This window comes from Nocardioides sp. Z21_20 (assembly GCF_059766585.1).
Window position 1 is genome coordinate 383903 of sequence record NZ_JCBAJX010000002.1, and the last position, 17248, is coordinate 401150.

General features: G+C 72.7%; 18 protein-coding genes. 12 read left to right on the top strand and 6 right to left on the bottom strand.

Annotated elements, in window-relative coordinates; genetic code table 11:
* The first annotated feature begins 113 nt into the window (after window positions 1–113).
* Genes AC6EH9_RS05475 through ilvA form a run of 4 tightly spaced genes read left to right on the top strand, consistent with a single transcriptional unit; the run spans window position 114 to window position 5398 of the window.
* Complete coding sequence (locus AC6EH9_RS05475) at window positions 114–1277, top strand: cystathionine gamma-synthase (protein ID WP_498421324.1); 1164 nt, start codon at window positions 114–116, stop codon at window positions 1275–1277.
* Window positions 1264–2676: a glutamate mutase L gene (locus AC6EH9_RS05480; protein ID WP_498421326.1), complete on the top strand. Its 1413-nt coding sequence runs from the start codon at window positions 1264–1266 to the stop codon at window positions 2674–2676. The genes AC6EH9_RS05475 and AC6EH9_RS05480 overlap by 14 nt, the downstream gene beginning before the upstream one ends.
* Window positions 2677–2685: 9 nt before the next feature.
* Entirely contained in the window at window positions 2686–4140 is a 1455-nt protein-coding gene (locus AC6EH9_RS05485; protein WP_498421328.1) for an AI-2E family transporter, read from the top strand.
* On the top strand, window positions 4133–5398 hold the full coding sequence (gene ilvA / locus AC6EH9_RS05490; protein ID WP_498421330.1) for a threonine ammonia-lyase: 1266 nt from the start codon (window positions 4133–4135) through the stop codon (window positions 5396–5398). Before AC6EH9_RS05485 ends, ilvA begins: the two co-directional genes overlap by 8 nt.
* Before the next feature lie 7 nt (window positions 5399–5405).
* On the opposite strand, the gene greA is transcribed toward ilvA, so the two are convergent.
* Both greA and AC6EH9_RS05500 read right to left on the bottom strand, forming a co-directional pair.
* Window positions 5406–5903, bottom strand: a complete 498-nt coding sequence (gene greA / locus AC6EH9_RS05495; RefSeq protein WP_498421331.1) for a transcription elongation factor GreA — start codon at window positions 5901–5903, stop codon at window positions 5406–5408.
* Window positions 5904–6165: 262 nt separating this feature from the next.
* Entirely contained in the window at window positions 6166–6597 is a 432-nt protein-coding gene (locus AC6EH9_RS05500) for a DUF4307 domain-containing protein (RefSeq protein ID WP_498421333.1), read from the bottom strand.
* A 29-nt stretch (window positions 6598–6626) separates the two neighbouring features.
* Here AC6EH9_RS05500 and mca point away from each other — a divergent pair, with 29 nt between their 5' ends.
* Window positions 6627–7511 (top strand): mycothiol conjugate amidase Mca, encoded by an 885-nt coding sequence (gene mca, locus AC6EH9_RS05505; protein ID WP_498421335.1) that lies wholly within the window; start codon window positions 6627–6629, stop codon window positions 7509–7511.
* A 66-nt stretch (window positions 7512–7577) separates the two neighbouring features.
* Window positions 7578–7868: a hypothetical protein gene (locus AC6EH9_RS05510; protein WP_498421337.1), complete on the top strand. Its 291-nt coding sequence runs from the start codon at window positions 7578–7580 to the stop codon at window positions 7866–7868.
* A gap of 52 nt (window positions 7869–7920) precedes the next feature.
* On the opposite strand, the gene AC6EH9_RS05515 is transcribed toward AC6EH9_RS05510, so the two are convergent.
* Window positions 7921–8322 carry a thioredoxin family protein gene (locus tag AC6EH9_RS05515; protein ID WP_498421339.1) on the bottom strand — a complete coding sequence of 134 codons (402 nt, stop codon included), beginning with the start codon at window positions 8320–8322 and terminating at the stop codon, window positions 7921–7923.
* 124 nt (window positions 8323–8446) lie between these two features.
* On the opposite strand from AC6EH9_RS05515, the gene AC6EH9_RS05520 reads away from it, so the two are divergent.
* Together AC6EH9_RS05520 and AC6EH9_RS05525 are read left to right on the top strand one after the other, a co-directional pair.
* The gene (locus AC6EH9_RS05520) at window positions 8447–10027 is read left to right on the top strand and encodes a sodium-dependent transporter (RefSeq protein ID WP_498421341.1); all 1581 of its coding nucleotides are present in this window, start codon (window positions 8447–8449) and stop codon (window positions 10025–10027) included.
* Entirely contained in the window at window positions 10024–10152 is a 129-nt protein-coding gene (locus AC6EH9_RS05525) for a methionine/alanine import family NSS transporter small subunit (protein ID WP_498421343.1), read from the top strand. The genes AC6EH9_RS05520 and AC6EH9_RS05525 overlap by 4 nt, the downstream gene beginning before the upstream one ends.
* Window positions 10153–10158: 6 nt before the next feature.
* Here the strand turns inward: AC6EH9_RS05525 and AC6EH9_RS05530 are convergent, their stop codons facing one another.
* The gene (locus AC6EH9_RS05530; RefSeq protein ID WP_498421344.1) at window positions 10159–10743 is read right to left on the bottom strand and encodes a TIGR03086 family metal-binding protein; all 585 of its coding nucleotides are present in this window, start codon (window positions 10741–10743) and stop codon (window positions 10159–10161) included.
* A 37-nt stretch (window positions 10744–10780) separates the two neighbouring features.
* Here AC6EH9_RS05530 and AC6EH9_RS05535 point away from each other — a divergent pair, with 37 nt between their 5' ends.
* Window positions 10781–11605 carry a helix-turn-helix domain-containing protein gene (locus AC6EH9_RS05535; protein ID WP_498421345.1) on the top strand — a complete coding sequence of 275 codons (825 nt, stop codon included), beginning with the start codon at window positions 10781–10783 and terminating at the stop codon, window positions 11603–11605.
* Between the two features lie 25 nt (window positions 11606–11630).
* Here the strand turns inward: AC6EH9_RS05535 and trhA are convergent, their stop codons facing one another.
* Window positions 11631–12350 carry a PAQR family membrane homeostasis protein TrhA gene (gene trhA / locus AC6EH9_RS05540; RefSeq protein ID WP_498421346.1) on the bottom strand — a complete coding sequence of 240 codons (720 nt, stop codon included), beginning with the start codon at window positions 12348–12350 and terminating at the stop codon, window positions 11631–11633.
* A 135-nt stretch (window positions 12351–12485) separates the two neighbouring features.
* Between trhA and AC6EH9_RS05545 the strand changes: the two genes are divergently transcribed.
* The 3 genes from AC6EH9_RS05545 to AC6EH9_RS05555 all read left to right on the top strand — a co-directional run bounded on the left by AC6EH9_RS05545 (window position 12486) and on the right by AC6EH9_RS05555 (window position 15778).
* Window positions 12486–13262, top strand: coding sequence for an isoprenyl transferase (locus AC6EH9_RS05545; RefSeq protein WP_498421347.1), 777 nt, complete (start codon window positions 12486–12488; stop codon window positions 13260–13262).
* Window positions 13263–13560: 298 nt separating this feature from the next.
* Window positions 13561–14892, top strand: a complete 1332-nt coding sequence (gene phoH2, locus AC6EH9_RS05550) for an RNA 5'-3' helicase PhoH2 (RefSeq protein ID WP_498421348.1) — start codon at window positions 13561–13563, stop codon at window positions 14890–14892.
* Window positions 14893–15100: 208 nt separating this feature from the next.
* Window positions 15101–15778: an aggregation-promoting factor C-terminal-like domain-containing protein gene (locus tag AC6EH9_RS05555; protein WP_498421349.1), complete on the top strand. Its 678-nt coding sequence runs from the start codon at window positions 15101–15103 to the stop codon at window positions 15776–15778.
* Between the two features lie 29 nt (window positions 15779–15807).
* Here the strand turns inward: AC6EH9_RS05555 and AC6EH9_RS05560 are convergent, their stop codons facing one another.
* Window positions 15808–17220, bottom strand: coding sequence for a class II fumarate hydratase (locus AC6EH9_RS05560; RefSeq protein ID WP_498421350.1), 1413 nt, complete (start codon window positions 17218–17220; stop codon window positions 15808–15810).
* Between the last annotated feature and the right edge of the window lie 28 nt (window positions 17221–17248).

Below are 17248 nucleotides of genomic sequence, written 5' to 3' on the forward strand. Positions count from 1 at the left end.
CTGGCCGCCCGCAGGCGGGCCGGCTTCGGCGGCGGTCTCCGGGTGCAACAGCGGGGAGCCCGCAAACGTTCCCCGGATCGTCGGTGTCCGCGCCCCCCACTACAGTCGGCCAGATGAGCGAGCAGGAGCACCAGTCCAAGTCCGGCTTCGAGACGCGTGCGATCCACGCCGGCTACGAGCCCGACCCGATGACCGGGGCGGTCATCCCGCCCATCTACGCCACCAGCACCTACAAGCAGGACGGCGTCGGCGGGATGCGCGGCGGCTACGAGTACAGCCGCTCGGCCAACCCCACCCGCACCGCCCTCGAGGGCAACATCGCGGCCCTGGAGGAAGGGGAGCGCGGCTTCGCGTTCGCCTCCGGCCTGGCCGCCGAGGACACCCTCATCCGGGCGCTGTGCCGCCCCGGTGACCACGTGGTCATCCCCGACGACGCCTACGGCGGCACGTTCCGGCTCTTCGACAAGGTCGAGCAGGTCTGGGGGCTCGGCTACGACGCCGCGCCGGTCTCCGACGTCGACGCCGTGCGCGCCGCGATCCGCCCGGGCCAGACCAAGCTGGTCTGGGTGGAGACGCCCACCAACCCGCTGCTCAACATCGGCGACATCGAGGCGCTCGCCGCGGTCGCCCACGACGCCGGCGCGCTGCTGGTGGTGGACAACACCTTCGCCTCGCCGTACCTGCAGCAGCCGCTGACGCTGGGCGCCGACGTGGTCGTGCACTCCACCACCAAGTACTGCGGCGGCCACTCCGACGTCGTCGGCGGCGCGCTGGTGGTGCGCGACCTCGAGGTGGCCGAGAAGGTCGCCTTCCACCAGAACTCGATGGGCGCCGTGGCCGGCCCGTTCGACTCCTGGCTGGTGCTGCGCGGGCTCAAGACGCTGGCGGTGCGGATGGACCGGCACTGCGACAACGCCGAGCGCATCGTGGAGTTCCTCACCGCGCACCCCAAGGTCGCCCAGGTGATCTACCCCGGCCTCGAGGAGCACCCCGGGCACGCCGTCGCGGCCAAGCAGATGAAGCGCTTCGGGGGCATGGTGTCGTTCCGGGTGACCGGCGGCGAGCAGCACGCCCTGGACGTGTGCGAGCGCGCCGAGGTGTTCACGCTCGGGGAGTCGCTGGGCGGGGTGGAGTCGCTGATCGAGCACCCGGGCCGGATGACCCACGCCAGCGTCGCCGGCACCGACCTCGAGGTGCCCGCCGACCTGGTCCGGATCAGCGTCGGGATCGAGACCGTCGAGGACCTCCTGGGCGACCTCGACCGTGCCCTCGGCTGAGCCCGGCGCCGGGCAGGTCGTCGTCTGCGTCGACTTCGGCTCCACCTTCACCAAGGCCGTCCTGGTCGACCTGACCCAGGCCCGCGTCGTGGCCGCCGCCACGCACCCGACCACCCTGAGCACCGACGTCCTGGACGGGTACGACGCGTGCCTGGCCGCGCTGGCCGAGCAGGACCCGCGCGCCGCCGCGGCCGAGGCGCTCGCCTGCTCCTCGGCCGGCGGCGGCCTGCGGATCGCCGTGGTCGGCAACGAGGAGCTGGTCACCGCCGAGGCCGGCCGCCGGGTGGCGCTGTCCAGCGGCGGCGTGGTGGTGGCGGTGCTGGCCGCCGGGCGCGGCGACGACCTCTCGGGCGGCGTCGCCGAGAGCCGCCCCGACGTGGTGCTGCTCACCGGCGGCACCGACGGCGGCAACGCCGAGCCGTTGCTGGCCAGCGCGCGCCGGCTCGTCGACGGCGGCTGGCGCGGCCCGGTGGTCGTCGCCGGCAACGTCGCGGCCCGGGCCGAGGTGGCCGCGATCCTGGGCGCGGCGGGCACGCCGTACGTGCTGGCCGACAACGTGGTCCCGCGCATCGGCGTGCTGGCGCCGGACTCCGCGCGGTCCGCGGTGCGCGAGGTGTTCCTGGCCCACGTGATCGGCGGCAAGCACCTCAGCGCCCGCGCCGACTTCGTGGCGATGGTGCGCGGGGCCACCCCCGACGTGGTGCTGAGCGGTGTCGAGCTGCTCGCCCGCGGGATCGGCGACGTCGTGGTGGTCGACGTCGGCGGCGCCACCACCGACGTCCACTCCGTGGTCGAGGTCGACCCCGACACCGGACTCGTCGAGGCGGGCACCGCCGGGGTGGGCCTGGCCCGCGAGGTGGTCGCCAGCACCCCGCTCACCCGCAGCGTCGAGGGCGACCTCGGGATGCGCTGGTCGGCGGTCTCCACGGTCGCGGCGGCCCTCGCCGAGGGGCTGATGGCGCCCGGCGAGCTGGAGGCGGCCGCGGCGGCGCGGCGCGCCGATCCGGCGATGGTGCCCGCCGACCCGGCGAGCGCCGACGAGGACGAGGCGATCGCGCGCGCCGCCGTCCAGCTGGCGATGCGCCGCCACGCCGGCCGCTCGCGGGTGGTGCTCGGCGACGACGGGCGGGTGGTGGAGCGCACCGGCAGGGACCTGCGCGACGTCGCACTGCTGATCGGGTCCGGCGGCGTGCTGCGCCACGGGCGCCCCGGGGTCGCGGAACGCGTGCTCGCCGCGAGCACCGGAGCCGACGTCCCCGGCGGGTGGCAGCTGCCCCGGGCACCAAGGGTGCTCCTCGACTCCACCAGCGTGCTGGCCGCGGCGGGGCTGCTGGCGCACCGCTGGCCCGAGGTGGCCTACCGGCTCGCCCGCCGCCTGGCGCACGGAGACGATGGGTAGCCTGACCCGGTGAGTGACGAGGTGGGAGGCAGGACCTCCGGCGACCCGGGTGTGCCAGCAGTCGACGGGGGACACGAGGGCGGTGGCTCCGGCGACGGCCGGCGTGCCCTGCTGCCCCTGATCAAGACCCGCGGACGTGGTCGCTTCGGCGAGGCTCCACGCGACGACGAGGAGAGCCTGGCCGAGCGGCTGACCCAGCAGCTCTCCCAGCAGTGGGCGCAGCTGCGGGCCGAGCGCCGCTCCGAGCCGGTCGTGGTCACCACCGGCCGGTCGAACTTCACCCGCGCCCAGGTGCCGTGGGGCCTCGACCTGGCCGCGGCCTGGGCCTGGCGCTTCCTGGTGATCGCCGCGGCCGGCTACCTGATCCTGTGGCTGGCGGCCAAGTTCGCCCTGGTGACGGTCCCGGTCGCCATCGCCCTGCTGCTCGCGGCACTGGCGAGCCCGGCGGTCCGGACGATGCACCGGGTGGGCCTTCCTCGGGGCCTCGCCGCGGGACTGGTCATCGTGCTGGGCCTCGGCGCGGTCACCGCGCTGCTCACGTTCGTCGGCCAGCAGGTCGCCGACGGCTCCTCCCAGCTGGCCGACCAGGTCGTCCAGGGCCTGGGCAAGATCCGCGCCTGGCTCAAGGACGGGCCGCTGCAGGCGAGCGACTCCCAGATCAACAGCTACATCGAGCAGGCCCAGCGCGGCATCGCCAACTGGAGCAAGGACGGCAACGCGGTCAGCCAGGTGACCGAGGTCGGCACCGCCCTGACCAACGTCTTCGCGGCGTTCTTCATCGTGCTCTTCTCGACCTTCTTCTTCCTCGCCGACGGCGGCCGGATCTGGGCCTGGCTGGTCCGGCTGGCGCCGGGCGCCGCCCGTGAGCGCCTGGACAGCTCCGGGCGGGTCGCCTGGGTCTCGCTGACCCAGTTCGTCCGGGCCACCGTGATCGTCGCGCTCGTCGACGCGATCGGGGTGATGGTCGTGGCTGCCATCCTCGGCGTCCCGTTCCTGCTGGCGATCGCGGTGCTGGTCTTCATCGGCGCGTTCGTGCCGATGGTCGGCGCGACCGTCGCCGGCGCGGTCGCGGTGCTGGTGGCACTCGTCGACCAGGGGCCGGTGACCGCCCTGCTGATGCTCGGCGGCGTGATCCTGGTGCAGCAGATCGAGGGCCACATCCTGCAGCCCTTCCTGATGGGCCGCTTCGTGTCCGTGCACCCGCTCGGGGTGATCCTGGCCATCACCGCCGGCATCCTGGTCGCCGGCATCGCCGGCGCGCTGATCGCGGTGCCGCTGGTCGCCGCGGTCAACGCCGTGGTGCTGCACCTCTCCGATGAGGGCAGACCCGGCGACGACCCGGTCGAGGAGCTGCGCGAGGACCTGCCCCCGGACGGGGTCGAGCGCTTCGACGACGCCGGTGCCCCGCTGGCCGACAAGGTCGGCGACCACAGCCCCGCGACCGTGCAGGAGCACCGTGACTGAGGACGCCCCGCCCACCGCGCCGGCGCCCGGACCCGGAGGCCTGCCGGTCGCCCTCGCCGACATCGAGGCGGCCCGGGAGCTGCTGCGCGGGGTGGCTGTCGAGACGCCGTTGGAGGAGTCGCGCTGGCTCTCCGCGCGGGTCGGCGGTCCGGTCGGCCTCAAGTGCGAGAACCTCCAGCGGGCCGGGTCATTCAAGATCCGCGGCGCCTACACGCGCATCGCGGGACTCAGCGAGGCCGAGCGCGCCCGAGGCGTCGTCGCGGCCAGCGCCGGCAACCACGCCCAGGGGGTGGCCCTGGCCGCGTCGCTGCTCGGCATCCACGCCACCGTGTTCATGCCCGAGGGGGCGCCGATCCCCAAGGAGAACGCCACCCGCGGCTACGGCGCGGAGGTCGTCTTCCACGGGCGCTACGTCGACGAGGCGCTGGTCGCCGCCAAGGAGTACGCCGAGGCGACCGGGGCGGTCCTGATCCACCCCTTCGACCACGTGGACATCGTGGCCGGCCAGGGGACCTGCGGCCTGGAGATCCTCGAGCAGGCTCCCGACGTGCGCACCGTCCTGGTGCCCACCGGGGGAGGAGGCCTCGCGGCCGGCGTGGCGACCGCGATCAAGGAGAGCTGCGCGCGCGCCGGGCGACCCGACGTACGCATCGTGGCGGTGCAGGCCGAGGGCGCCGCGGCGTTCCCCGGCTCGCTGGTCGCCGGCCGTCCGGTGCCGGTGGGCGACATGCTGACGATGGCCGACGGGATCGCGGTCGGCTGTCCCGGCGAGGTCCCCTTCGAGGCCGTACGACGCTACGTCGACGACGTCGTCACGGTCTCGGAGGAGTCGCTCTCCCGGGCCCTGCTGGCGCTGCTGGAGCGCGCCAAGCTGGTCGTCGAGCCGGCCGGCGCGGCGGCCGTGGCGGCGCTGCTGGACGACCCGTCGGCCTACCGGACACCGGCGGTGGCGATCCTCTCGGGCGGCAACATCGACCCGCTGCTGCTGGGCAAGGTGATCCGGCACGGGCTGGCCGCCGCGGGCCGCTTCCTGACCCTGGGCGTCCAGATCCGCGACCACCCCGGCGGTCTGGCCGGACTGCTCATCGACCTCGCCGACGCGGGCGCCAACGTGCTCGAGGTCGTGCACGGGCGGGTCTCCCCGCAGCTGCACCTTGACGAGGTCGAGGTGCGCATCGAGCTGGAGACCCGCGGGCAGGCGCACGCCGAGCAGGTGCTCGCCCGGCTGCGCGCCAGCGGCTACCGCGTCGTCGAGTAGCCCCCGCTCAGCCCGTGTAGGGGACCGCGTCGATGATCTCGACCTGTAGCTGCTTGCCGTTGGGCGCGGTGTAGGCGACCTTGTCGCCCTTCGACGCGCCGTTGATGGCGGTGCCCATCGGGGACTGGGGGGAGTAGACGACCAGGTCGCCCTCCTCGATCTCGCGTGCGCCGAGCAGGAACTCCTCGGTCTCGTCGTCGCCCTCGAAGCGGATCGTGACGAGCATCCCGGGCTCGACGACGCCGTCGTCGGGGGGCGTCTCGCCGACCTCGGCACGGCGGAGCATGTCCTCGAGCTGCAGGATCCGACCCTCGAGCTTGCCCTGCTCCTCGCGCGCTGCGTGGTAGCCGCCGTTCTCCTTCAGGTCGCCCTCGTCGCGGGCGGCCGCGATCCTGGCGACGACCTCCTGGCGGACCGGCCCCTTGAGGTTCTCCAGCTCGACCCGGAGCTTGTCGTGCGCCTCCTGGGTCAGCCAGACGGTCGTGTGTTCGGTGGACTGCGTCATCGGTACTCCTGCCGTGATTCACAGGTGCGAGGTCGTCGCGCCTGGTTGTCTCGTCTGGTTGCTCGTGCCGGGCGTGGGGATACCTGCGGGTGCGGCAACGGCGGCGGGCACATCGTGCGAGCTCCGTCGGCTGCACGAGCCAGTCTCCTGGGCGGCCCTGCGGGACATTGAGGGAAAGAGCCAGACTAGCAAGGAACCGGGCATTCGGGCGGTCCACGACGCGCCCGCCCGGTTTTCGAACCCCTCGAGCGCTCGCCGGGGCTCAGCGCGCGCGGTTCTGGTCCGCGGTGGTGCAGCCCAGGTGCTCGACCGACGTGGCGCGCCGCTCGGTGCGGATCACCACGTCGTTGCGGCCCCGGACCGGGGTGAAGGCGAGGTCGCCGACCGACGTCTTGTCCGCGGCGATCGCGCGCACCCGGCACTGCGCCTCGACGTCGTCGTCCATCTCCACCTGCACCGTGGTGCGCGCGGTGTGCTCGTCGACGACCTCGAAGGTCAGCTGGTTGGACTTCACCTCCGGGCTCGCGGAGTCGTAGCCGGCCCAGGCCGCCATGAAGGCGATCACGGCGATGATCGGCACCGTCACGGCGAGCAGCACGACGGTGCGGCGCGAGAACGCGCGCCGGCCGTACCGCTCGGCGAGGACGGGGTCCTGCGCCAGGGTGTCTCGGCGCTGGTCACGCTGCTGGTTCACCCTTGCATGATCCCACCTAGAATCGCCGCATGCCGAACCACCCCCGCGCTGGCCTGCGCCTGATGCACGTGCACGCCCACCCCGACGACGAGTCCAGCAAGGGGGCGGCCTCGACGGCGAAGTACGTCGCGGAGGGTGTCGACGTGCACGTCGTCACCTGCACCGGCGGGGAGCGCGGCTCGATCCTGAACCCCAAGATGGACCGGCCCGAGATCCTCGCCGACATCACCGAGGTGCGCCGCCAGGAGATGGACGCGGCGCGCGAGATCCTCGGGGTCCGCCAGGACTGGCTGGGCTTCGTCGACTCGGGCTGGCCGGAGGGCGACCCGCCGCCGCCGCTGCCCGAGGGCTGCTTCGCGCTGGTGCCCGTGGAGGAGGCCGCCGAGCGGCTGGTCCGGCTGATCCGCGAGTTCCGCCCGCACGTGCTCACCACCTACGACGAGCGCGGCGGCTACCCCCACCCCGACCACGTGATGTGCCACAAGGTCTCGGTGGCGGCGTTCGAGGCGGCCGGCGACCCCGAGCGGTACCCGGACGCCGGCGAGCCCTGGCAGCCGCTGAAGCTCTACTACCACCACACGTTCAACCGGCCCCGGACCCAGGCGCTGCACGACGAGATGGTGCGGCGCGGGCTGACCTCGCCGTACACCAAGCGGCTGGAGACCTGGGAGCCCGAGCCGGAGTGGGACGCCCGGATCACCACCCGGGTGCCGTGCGCGGAGTACTTCGCGGTGCGCGACCAGGCGCTGCTGGCCCACGCCACGCAGATCGACCCTGACGGACCCTGGTTCGCCTGCCCGCTGGAGGTGCACCAGGCGGCGTGGCCGACCGAGGACTACGAGCTGGTCGCGAGCCACGTGATCGCGCCGACCCCCGAGGACGACCTCTTCGCCGGGATCACCCCCGAGGGCTGAGAGCCCGGTCACCGGGTCCGGCTCCTGCCGGTACGGCGTGTGGAGCCGCCTGCGACACTGGACGACATGGACGTCCTGATCGTGCACAGCCTGACCCTGCTCTCGATCCTCGCCGAGGAGGGTCCCGAGCCCGAGGACGTGAAGGCGGGCTGGACGGCGTTCGCGATCTGGATCGGCCTGGGCCTCGCGGTGGTGGTCCTGGCGTTCTCGCTGGTCAAGCAGATGCGCAAGGTCCAGGGAGCCTGGGAGGCCGGGCGCTACGACGACGCGCCGCCCCCCGCCGAGACCGACGAGCCGGCCTCCGAGGAGCAGGCGACGGGCGTGGACGGCACGACGGGCCGCGACCCCCGCGCCTGAGCCCGGCTCCGCGTCGTACGACGCGCACCAGGCAGCCGTACGCCGCGCAGACTCAGGCGCGCCGGCGGTCCTCGGCGTCGTCGGCGGACTCCGCCGCGCTCTGGGCGGCGACCTCGCGACGGATCTCGTCCATGTCGAGGCCGCGGACCCCCTCGATCAGCTGGTCGAGGGCCTCCGGCGGGAGCGCCCCGGGCTGGGAGAAGACCAGGATCCCCTCCCGGAACGCCATCAGCGTCGGGATCGAGGAGATCCGTGCCGCGCCGGCGAGCTCCTGCTGCTCCTCGGTGTTCACCGACCCGAACCTGATGTCCGGGTTCGCCTCGGACGCCGCCTCGTAGGTGGGGGCGAACTGCCGGCATGGGGCGCACCAGGAGGCCCAGAAGTCGACGAACACGATGTCGTTGCTCTGGACGGTGGTCTCGAAGTTGTCGACGGTCAGCTCGAAGGTGGCCATGGCGTCCACCGTAACGCGGCGCCCGAGAGCACTCGATGACCCCTCGTAACGACGGGGGGCTGGTGGCGCGCGGGCGCGAGGGTGCAGCATGCTCTGGGGATCACACCCGATCTCAGGAGGAGTCGTGACCGACCGACCGGCAACCGCCGAGGCGCACGAGCAGCGCCGCGGCGCGTTCAGCTCGCGCCGCGTGTTCATCCTGGCCGCGATCGGCTCCGCCGTCGGGCTGGGCAACATCTGGCGCTTCCCCTACGTCGCCTACGAGAACGGCGGCGGCGCGTTCGTGCTGCCCTACCTGATCGCGCTGCTGAGCGCGGGCATCCCGTTCCTGCTGCTGGACTACGCCATCGGCCACCGCTACCGCGGCTCCGCGCCGCTGTCCTTCCGGCGGGCCGGGGGGCGGGCCGAGGCCATCGGCTGGTGGCAGGCGGGCATCTGCACGGTGATCGCCCTCTACTACGCGGTGATCATCGCGTGGGCGGTGCGCTACATGCTCTTCTCGGTCGACGAGGCCTGGGGCGAGGACCCGGGGACCTTCTTCGAGACGGAGTTCCTCGAGGTCGGCGCCTTCGAGGTGAGCACGGACTTCGTGGCCGGCGTCCTGGTGCCGCTGCTGCTGGTCTGGGTGGCGACGCTGGTGGTGATGGCCCTCGGCGTCCAGCGCGGGCTCGGCTCGATGGCGGTGGTGTTCATCCCCGTCCTCGTGCTCGCGTTCGGCGCCCTCGTCGTCCGGGCCCTGTTCCTGCCCGGGGCGGCCGAGGGCCTCGACGCGCTGTTCTCGCCCGACTGGTCCGCGCTGGGCCACGCCTCGGTGTGGACGGCCGCCTACGGGCAGATCTTCTTCTCGCTCTCGATCGGCTTCGGCATCATGATCACCTACGCCTCCTACGTCGGGCGGCGCACCGACATGAGCGGCTCGGGCCTGGTCGTGGGCTTCGCCAACTCCGGCTTCGAGCTGCTCGCCGGCATCGGCGTGTTCGCGGCGCTGGGCTTCATCGCCCAGGCCCAGGGGGTCGGCGTGGAGGACGTCGCCGCCAACGGGATCGGGCTCGCCTTCGTCGCGTTCCCGACGATCATCTCCGAGGCGCCGGCGGGCGCACTGATCGGCGTGCTCTTCTTCGCCTCCCTGGTGCTGGCCGGATTCACCTCGCTGGTCAGCGTCCTGGAGGTCGTGGTGGCCGCGGTGCGCGACAAGTTCGAGCTGCGCCGGATCACCGCGGTGCTGCTGGTCGGCCTGCCGGCGGCCGTGGTGAGCGTGTTCCTGTTCAGCACCACCAGCGGCCTGCACGCGCTCGACATCGTGGACAACTTCATCAACAAGTTCGGCATCCTGCTGGTGGCCATCGTCAGCATCGCGGTGGTGGCCTGGGTGCTGCGGCTGCTGCCCTCGCTCGAGGCGCACCTCAACCGCACCGGATCGGTCCGCCTGGGCGGCTGGTGGTGGGCACTGGTCGCGGTCGTGGTGCCGGTGGTGCTGGCGCTGATCCTCGGCCAGGAGCTCTACGACGAGGTGCGGGACTCCTACGGGGAGTACCCGACCTGGATGATCCTGTTGTTCGGCTGGGGGGCGGTGGTGGGCGTGATCGTGGTCGCCGGCGTGCTCACCGCGCTGCCCTGGAAGAAGGACACCCCGCTGGGTGCCCCGCCGGACGACCTGGACGCTCCCGGCCACACCCACGGACTCACGAAGGAGGCGCGGGGATGAGCGCGGACGCGATCGCGATGATGGTGCTGGCGATGGTGGTCCTGTGGGGCGGACTGATCGCGGCGGTGGTCAACCTGACCCGCAGCAAGGAGCCACTGGCCGACGAGCCGCTGCGCGACCTGTAGCCGCCCTCAGGCGCGGCGCCCCAGCAGCGCGAGCAGCCGCGCCTGGCGATCGGCGTCGTCGGCGGCCTCCACGTCGGCTCGGCAGACCCCCTCGGAGTGCAGGGCGTCGCCGTAGCCGGCCGCGCAAGCCTCGACGAAGTTCAGCTCCTCCTCGGAGAGGCGCTCGTCCAGCCCGGCCGAGCGGGCCAGGTCCCAGCGGTGCACCACGAGGTCGAAGCCGTAGAAGCGCAGCAGGGAGTCGCCCACCGTGGTCCGGCCGAAGTGGCCGTCGTACTCGCGGTTGCCCAGGGCCGGGTCGGCGAGCGCCTCGGTGAGCGCCGTGGCGTGGTCGCGCCAGGCCGCGACCGGGTCGGCGTCGCGCAAGGGGTCGGGCAGGTCCACGCCGTGCGGGGCGAGGAAGTCGCGCTCGGTGCCCATCACGTGGCGCAGCACGTCGTGCGCGGTCCAGCCGTCGCACGGGGAGGGCTGGGCCCAGGCGCCGGCCGGCAGCTGCTCGCAGACCGCGCCGAAGGGGCCGGTGAGCCGCAGGAAGCTCTGCGTCGAGGCCGGGGGGTCGGTGGGGGAGAGGGGCGAGGTGGTGGAGGTGTCCATATGGCGAGGGTAGGTGACATACGTCACTCTGGGATTGATGAAATCCGACAATCGCCTCGACCCGGTAGAGCGGGCCCACCTCGTGGACCCGGCCGACCGCTCCTGGCGCATCGACCGCTACCCGGCTCCGGACGGGCTGGGCGACCTGGTGCAGCGCTTCTGGGTCCCGGTCTGGTCGGTGCCCGCCGGGGCGGAGTCCACGCAGCAGGTGCTGCAGTACCCGGTCTGCCTGATCGTCGTCACGCCCGCCTACGCGCGCCTCTACGGGGTGGTCTCGGGTCTGTCCTCGACCACGCTGACCGGCACCGGCTGGGCGCTCGGGATGATGCTGCAGCCCGCGACCGGGGCGTTGCTGGTCGGCGGCTCGGTGCAGCGCTGGACCGACCGGTACGACGAGCTCGCGGTGGCGCTGGGTGAGCCCGGGGCGCGGCTCGCGGCCCGGGTGCGGGCGGCGATGGCGGCGGACCCCGAGCTGCCCGGCCCGCGGGTGGAGGCGATGGCGGCGTGCGCGGACCTGCTGCGCGCCCATCTCCCGCTCGACGACGAGGGGCTGCTGGTCAACGAGATCGTGGCCCACGTCGAGCAGGACCCCCGGTTGCGGCGGGTGGACCAGCTCTGCGAGCGGTTCGGGCTCAGCGAGCGCGGGCTCCAGCGGCTGCTGCGGCGCCGTACCGGCCTGAGCCCGAAGTGGCTGATCCAGCGCCGTCGGCTGCAGGAGGCCGCCGAGCGGCTGCGCGTCGGGGACGAGACGCTGGCCGAGCTCGCCGCCCAGCTGGGCTACGCCGACCAGGCGCACTTCACCCGCGACTTCCGCCGGGTCACCGCCATGACGCCCGGACGCTTCGCGGCCCGCTTCCGGTGAGGGCCCGCGCCGGGGTCGGTCGCGACTACCGCAGGGCGTAGGTGGCCAGGGAGACGCCCACGTAGTGGGCGGCGAAGGCCAGGATGGTCAGGGTGTGGAAGATCTCGTGGAACCCGAACCACTGCGGCCACGGGTCGGGCCGCTTCAGGCCGTAGACCACGCCCCCGAACGTGTAGAGCAGTCCGCCCACGATCACCAGGACGAGCGCGGCGACCCCACCGGTGCCCAGCGCCCGCGCGCCGTCGGCCATCGCCGGGATGAAGAACACCGCGGCCCAGCCCAGGGCGATGTAGATGGGTGTGTAGAGCCATCGCGGGGCGTTGGTCCAGAAGACCCGGAACAGGACGCCCAGGATGGCGCCGCTCCAGACCACGACCAGCAGCGTGGTGCGTTGGGTGCCCTCGAGCAGCAGCAGGCTGAACGGCGTGTACGAGCCGGCGATCAGGATGAAGATGTTGGAGTGGTCGAAGCGGCGCAGGAAGGCCCACGTCCGCGGGGACCAGGTCCCGCGGTGGTAGATGGCGGAGACCGTGAACAGGATCATCGCCGAGCCGATGAAGACCGCCGAGCCGATCTTGGTGGCGGCGGTGGGCGAGAGGGCGATCAGCACGATCCCGGCCGCAAGTGTCGCGGGAACGGTGACCAGGTGCAGCCAACCGCGCAGCTTGGGCTTGATCTCGGCGATCGCCTCGCGCAGGTGGTCCCCGGCGTCATGACGGATCTCGGAGAGGCGGGGGTGTTCCATGGGTCCTAACCTACCCAACCGTAGGTTCGGCAAAACGCCGATGGGGCGCCCTCGGGTGCGAGCCTGGTCACGCCTCGATTCCGGGTCCCGCGGTTCGCGTGATGGGCGTCGCGTCACGCCGGTAACATCGGTCGGGTGGCGGACTGGAAGAGCGGGCTTCGACGGGTGCTCTACCCGGCCTATGAGGCACGGATGGTCCGCCGGCTCCCGCACGACAAGCTGCCCAAGCACGTGGGCGTGATGCTCGACGGCAACCGGCGCTGGGCCAAGGCGGTCGGGGCGGACACCGCCCACGGCCACCGGGCCGGAGCGGCCAACATCGAGCCGCTGCTGGGCTGGTGCGAGGAGGTCGGCATCGAGGTCGTCACCTTGTGGCTGCTCTCCACCGACAACCTCAACCGCGCCCCCTCCGAGCTCGAGCCGCTGCTCGCGATCATCGAGGAGGCGGTCGCCTCACTGGCCGACGAGCGGCGCTGGCGACTGAACCCGGTCGGGGCCCAGGACCTGCTCCCCGCCGCGACCGCGACCCGGTTGAAGAAGGCGGCCGAGGACACCCGCGACGTGGACGGCATGTTGGTCAACATCGCGGTCGGCTACGGCGGTCGGCGCGAGATCGCCGATGCGGTCCGCTCGCTGCTCCTCGAGCACGCCGACCGGGGCACCCCGATCGAGGAGATCGCACACACCCTGGACGTCGACGACATCTCCGCACACCTCTACACCCGCGGTCAGCCCGACCCGGACCTGGTGATCCGCACCTCCGGCGAGCAGCGGCTCGGCGGCTTCCTGCTCTGGCAGAGCGCGAAGTCGGAGTTCTACTTCTGCGAGGCGTTCTGGCCCGACTTCCGCCGCGTCGACTTCCTGCGCGCCCTGCGTGCCTACGCCGAGCGGGAGCGCCGCTTCGGCGCGTGACGACCCGCCTCGGCCTACACTGAGAGCGAGATCACGCCGTAACGCAACATTCACCCCGCGTGCGGGCGTGTCGCGCTTGCGCGGTGCGGTCGCGGCGTACCGTCGAAGGACCGGCGAGTGGGGAAGCTCGCCGCCACCGGAAGGCCCGAACGTGTCCGAGCACGACTCTTGCGCACCTCAGCCTGGCTGGTGTGCGCGGAGGGGCCGGCACTCCGGCCCGTCGGCGTCCTCCCGGTCCGTCTGCATGAGCTAGGGCCGGGGCGAGGAGTGCACGTGCCGGTCCGTGAGGGGTAAGACCATGGCGACGACGCGCAGTGCCAGCGACACCTCAGAGCCGATCCGCACCTACGTGCTCGACACCAGCGTCCTGCTGGCCGACCCGGGCGCGCTGCGCCGCTTCGAGGAGCACGAGGTCGTGCTGCCGGTGGTGGTCATCACCGAGCTCGAGGGCAAGCGCCACCACCCGGAGCTGGGCTTCTTCGCCCGCGCGGCGCTGCGCGCCCTCGACGAGCTGCGCGTCCAGCACGGCCGCCTGGACCAGCCGGTCCCGATCGGCGACGCCGGTGGCACCCTGCGCGTGGAGCTCAACCACACCGACGCCGACGCCCTGCCCTCGGGCTTCCGGCTGGGGGACAACGACACCCGGATCCTCGCCGTCGCCCGCAACCTCGCCGACGAGGGGGACGCGGTGACCCTGGTCTCCAAGGACCTGCCGCTGCGGATCAAGGCCTCCGCGGTGGGGCTGGACGCCGAGGAGTACCGCGCCGAGGCGATCAACGAGTCCGACACCGGCTACACCGGGATGGCCGAGATCGACCTGGGCGCCGCCGAGCTCGACGAGCTGTACGAGGACGGAGCGCTGGCCCTGGAGGCCGCCCGCGACCTGCCCTGCCACACCGGGCTGGTGCTGCTCTCCGAGCGCGGTACCGCGCTGGGCCGGGTCGGCCCGGACAAGCAGGTGCACCTGGTCCGCGGCGACCGGGAGGCGTTCGGCGTGCACGGCCGCTCGGCCGAGCAGCGGATCGCGCTGGAGATGCTCCTCGACCCCGAGGTCGGCATCGTCTCGCTGGGCGGGCGGGCGGGCACCGGCAAGTCCGCGATGGCGCTCTGTGCCGGGCTGGAGGCGGTGCTCGAGCGCGGGCAGCACAAGAAGGTCGTGGTGTTCCGTCCGCTCTTCGCGGTCGGGGGACAGGAGCTGGGGTACCTGCCCGGCTCGGAGTCGGAGAAGATGTCGCCGTGGGGCCAGGCGGTCTTCGACACCCTGGGCGCGATCACCTCGCGCGAGGTGATCGACGAGGTGCTCGCCCAGGGCATGCTGGAGGTGCTCCCGCTGACCCACATCCGGGGGCGCTCGCTGCACGACGCGTTCGTGATCGTCGACGAGGCCCAGTCGCTGGAGCGCAACGTGCTGCTCACGGTGCTCTCGCGCATCGGCGCCGGGTCCAAGGTCGTGCTCACCCACGACGTCGCGCAGCGCGACAACCTGCGGGTGGGGCGCCATGACGGCATCGTCGCGGTGGTCGAGAAGCTCAAGGGGCACCCGCTCTTCGCGCACGTCACGCTGACCCGCTCCGAGCGGTCCCCGGTCGCCGCCCTGGTCACCGAGATGTTGGAGAACGTCACGCTCTGAGGGCGCCGCCGGCCCCGGCCCCGCCGGGGCCGGTGTGGCTCTCGAGCACTCGTGGGACGGATGTGGCCAGCGGGGCGCAGCGTGGCGGATTTCACCCGTCCGCAGGGCGCGGTTCGGTTTGCGGTCACTGCTTGGAGGATGCAAGGTGGCTGGTGGCCGGGGGTCAGCTCCCGGCCGTCCCCCTGTAGCCGACCCGTGAGCACCCACCTTGACCAAGCCCGAGAAGCACGTCCCCAAGCACCGTCGGGCCCCCGCCCGACCCCCGCTGGGACAGACTCCCAAGCTCGTCCTGCGCAACTCACTGCTCTTCTCCTCCGTCGCGGTCGCGGCGACCGGGGCGTCGGTCGCCGGGGGAGTGCTCACCGCCGGCTCCGAGTCCGAGCGCATCACCACGGTGGCCGCCCAGACCCCTCCCGAGGACACCGAGAACCCCGAGGACGGCGCCTTCACCGACGCCGAGCTCGCCGAGCGCAACACGGAGGTCGCGACCCGCTCGGACCGCCGTGAAGGCGCCGACCCGGTCAAGGAGGCGGCCCTCACCCCCGCGAACGGCCGCGCGGTCACCGGCGCGGAGACCCTCGCCGACGACGACCCGCGCGACATCGCCCGGGCCCTGCTCGGGGAGTTCGGCTTCTCCGCCGGGCAGTTCCAGTGCCTCGACTCGCTCTACGTCAGCGAGAGCAACTGGCGCGTGGACGCCGACAACCCCACCAGCTCGGCGTACGGCATCCCGCAGGCGCTGCCCGGCGAGAAGATGGCCTCGGCCGGCGCGGACTGGGCGACCAACCCGGTCACCCAGATCCGCTGGGGCCTGGGCTACATCGCGGACCGCTACGGCACCCCGTGCAGCGCCTGGTCGTTCAAGCAGGCGAACAACTGGTACTGACCCACTAGTTCCGGGCGGCCGCCGCCGGGTCAGGGGTGGGTCATCGACTCCACGTCGAGCCCGGCGTCGAGCTGCTCCGCGGTGAGCTCGCCGCGCTCGAGGAAGCCCATCGCGATCACCGTCTCGCGGATGGTGGCGCCGTCGGCCAGCGCCTTCTTGGCCACCTTCGCGGCGTTCTCATAGCCGATGTACTTGTTCAGCGGCGTGACCACGGAGGGCGACGACTCGGCGTAGCGTCGCATCCGCTCGGCATCGGCGGTGATGCCGTCCACGCACCGGTGCGCCAACAGCACCGTCGAGGTGGACAGCAGCCGGATCGACTCCAGCAGGTTGCTGGCCATCACCGGCATCATCACGTTCAGCTCGAAGCTGCCGCTGGCGCCGGCGTGCGCGATCGTGGCGTCGTTGCCGATCACCTGCGCGCAGACCATCAGCGTGGCCTCCGGCAGCACCGGGTTGACCTTGCCCGGCATGATGCTCGAGCCCGGCTGCAGGTCGGGCAGGTGGATCTCGGCCAGCCCCGTGGTGGGCCCACTGGACATCCAGCGCAGGTCGTTGCAGATCTTGGTCAGCCCGACCGCGATCGTGCGCAGCACGCCGCTGAGCTCGACCAGGGAGTCACGCGCGCCCTGAGCCTCGAAGTGGTCGCGGGCCTCGGTGAACTCCTGGCCGGACTCCTCGGAGACGATCTCGATCACCCGGGCGGCGAAGCCCGGCGGGGTGTTGATCCCGGTGCCCACGGCGGTGCCGCCCAGCGGCAGCTCGCGCACCCGGGGCAGCACGGAGTCGAGCCGCTCGAGCGCGTAGCGCATCGTCGCGGCGTAGCCCCCGAACTCCTGGCCGAGCATCACCGGGGTGGCGTCCATCAGGTGGGTGCGCCCGGACTTCACCAGGCCGGCGAACTCCTCGGCCTTCGCCTCCAGGCTGGCGGCGAGCACCCCCAGCGCGGGCTGGAGGTCCTCGGCCACGCCCAGCGCGGCCGCCACGTGGATCGAGGTGGGGAAGGTGTCGTTGGAGGACTGGCTGGCGTTGACGTGGTCGTTGGGATGGACCTCGACCCCGGCCCGGGCCGCCAGCGAGGCCAGCACCTCGTTCATGTTCATGTTCGAGCTGGTCCCGGACCCGGTCTGGAAGACGTCGAGCGGGAACTGGTCGTCGTGGCGACCCGCGATCACCTCCGCGGCCGCTGCCCGGATCGCCGCGGCCTGCTCGCCGGAGATCACCCCGAGCTCGGCGTTGACGGCGGCCGCCGCGGCCTTGACCCGGGCGATCGCCTGCAGGTGACGAGGCTCCAGGGTGGCGCCGCTGATCGGGAAGTTCTCGATCGCGCGCTGGGTCTGGGCGCGCCACAGGGCGTCCTTGGGGACGCGGACCTCGCCCATGGAGTCGTGCTCGATGCGGTAGTCACTGTGCTCGATGCGGTTGTCACTGTGCTCGCTCATGTCCGGACAGTACCCACGACCGGGCTCC

Bases quoted from the DNA above. Each gene is read 5' to 3' on its own strand.
- AC6EH9_RS05525 (WP_498421343.1), top strand. From the start codon at position 10,024: ATGAGCGCGGACGCGATCGCGATGATGGTGCTGGCGATGGTGGTCCTG.
- AC6EH9_RS05475 (WP_498421324.1), top strand. From the start codon at position 114: ATGAGCGAGCAGGAGCACCAGTCCAAGTCCGGCTTCGAGACGCGTGCG.
- AC6EH9_RS05535 (WP_498421345.1), top strand. From the start codon at position 10,781: ATGAAATCCGACAATCGCCTCGACCCGGTAGAGCGGGCCCACCTCGTG.
- trhA (WP_498421346.1), bottom strand. From the start codon at position 12,350: ATGGAACACCCCCGCCTCTCCGAGATCCGTCATGACGCCGGGGACCAC.
- AC6EH9_RS05560 (WP_498421350.1), bottom strand. From the start codon at position 17,220: ATGAGCGAGCACAGTGACAACCGCATCGAGCACAGTGACTACCGCATC.
- AC6EH9_RS05510 (WP_498421337.1), top strand. From the start codon at position 7,578: ATGGACGTCCTGATCGTGCACAGCCTGACCCTGCTCTCGATCCTCGCC.
- AC6EH9_RS05515 (WP_498421339.1), bottom strand. From the start codon at position 8,322: ATGGCCACCTTCGAGCTGACCGTCGACAACTTCGAGACCACCGTCCAG.
- greA (WP_498421331.1), bottom strand. From the start codon at position 5,903: ATGACGCAGTCCACCGAACACACGACCGTCTGGCTGACCCAGGAGGCG.
- AC6EH9_RS05530 (WP_498421344.1), bottom strand. From the start codon at position 10,743: ATGGACACCTCCACCACCTCGCCCCTCTCCCCCACCGACCCCCCGGCC.
- mca (WP_498421335.1), top strand. From the start codon at position 6,627: ATGCCGAACCACCCCCGCGCTGGCCTGCGCCTGATGCACGTGCACGCC.
- phoH2 (WP_498421348.1), top strand. From the start codon at position 13,561: ATGGCGACGACGCGCAGTGCCAGCGACACCTCAGAGCCGATCCGCACC.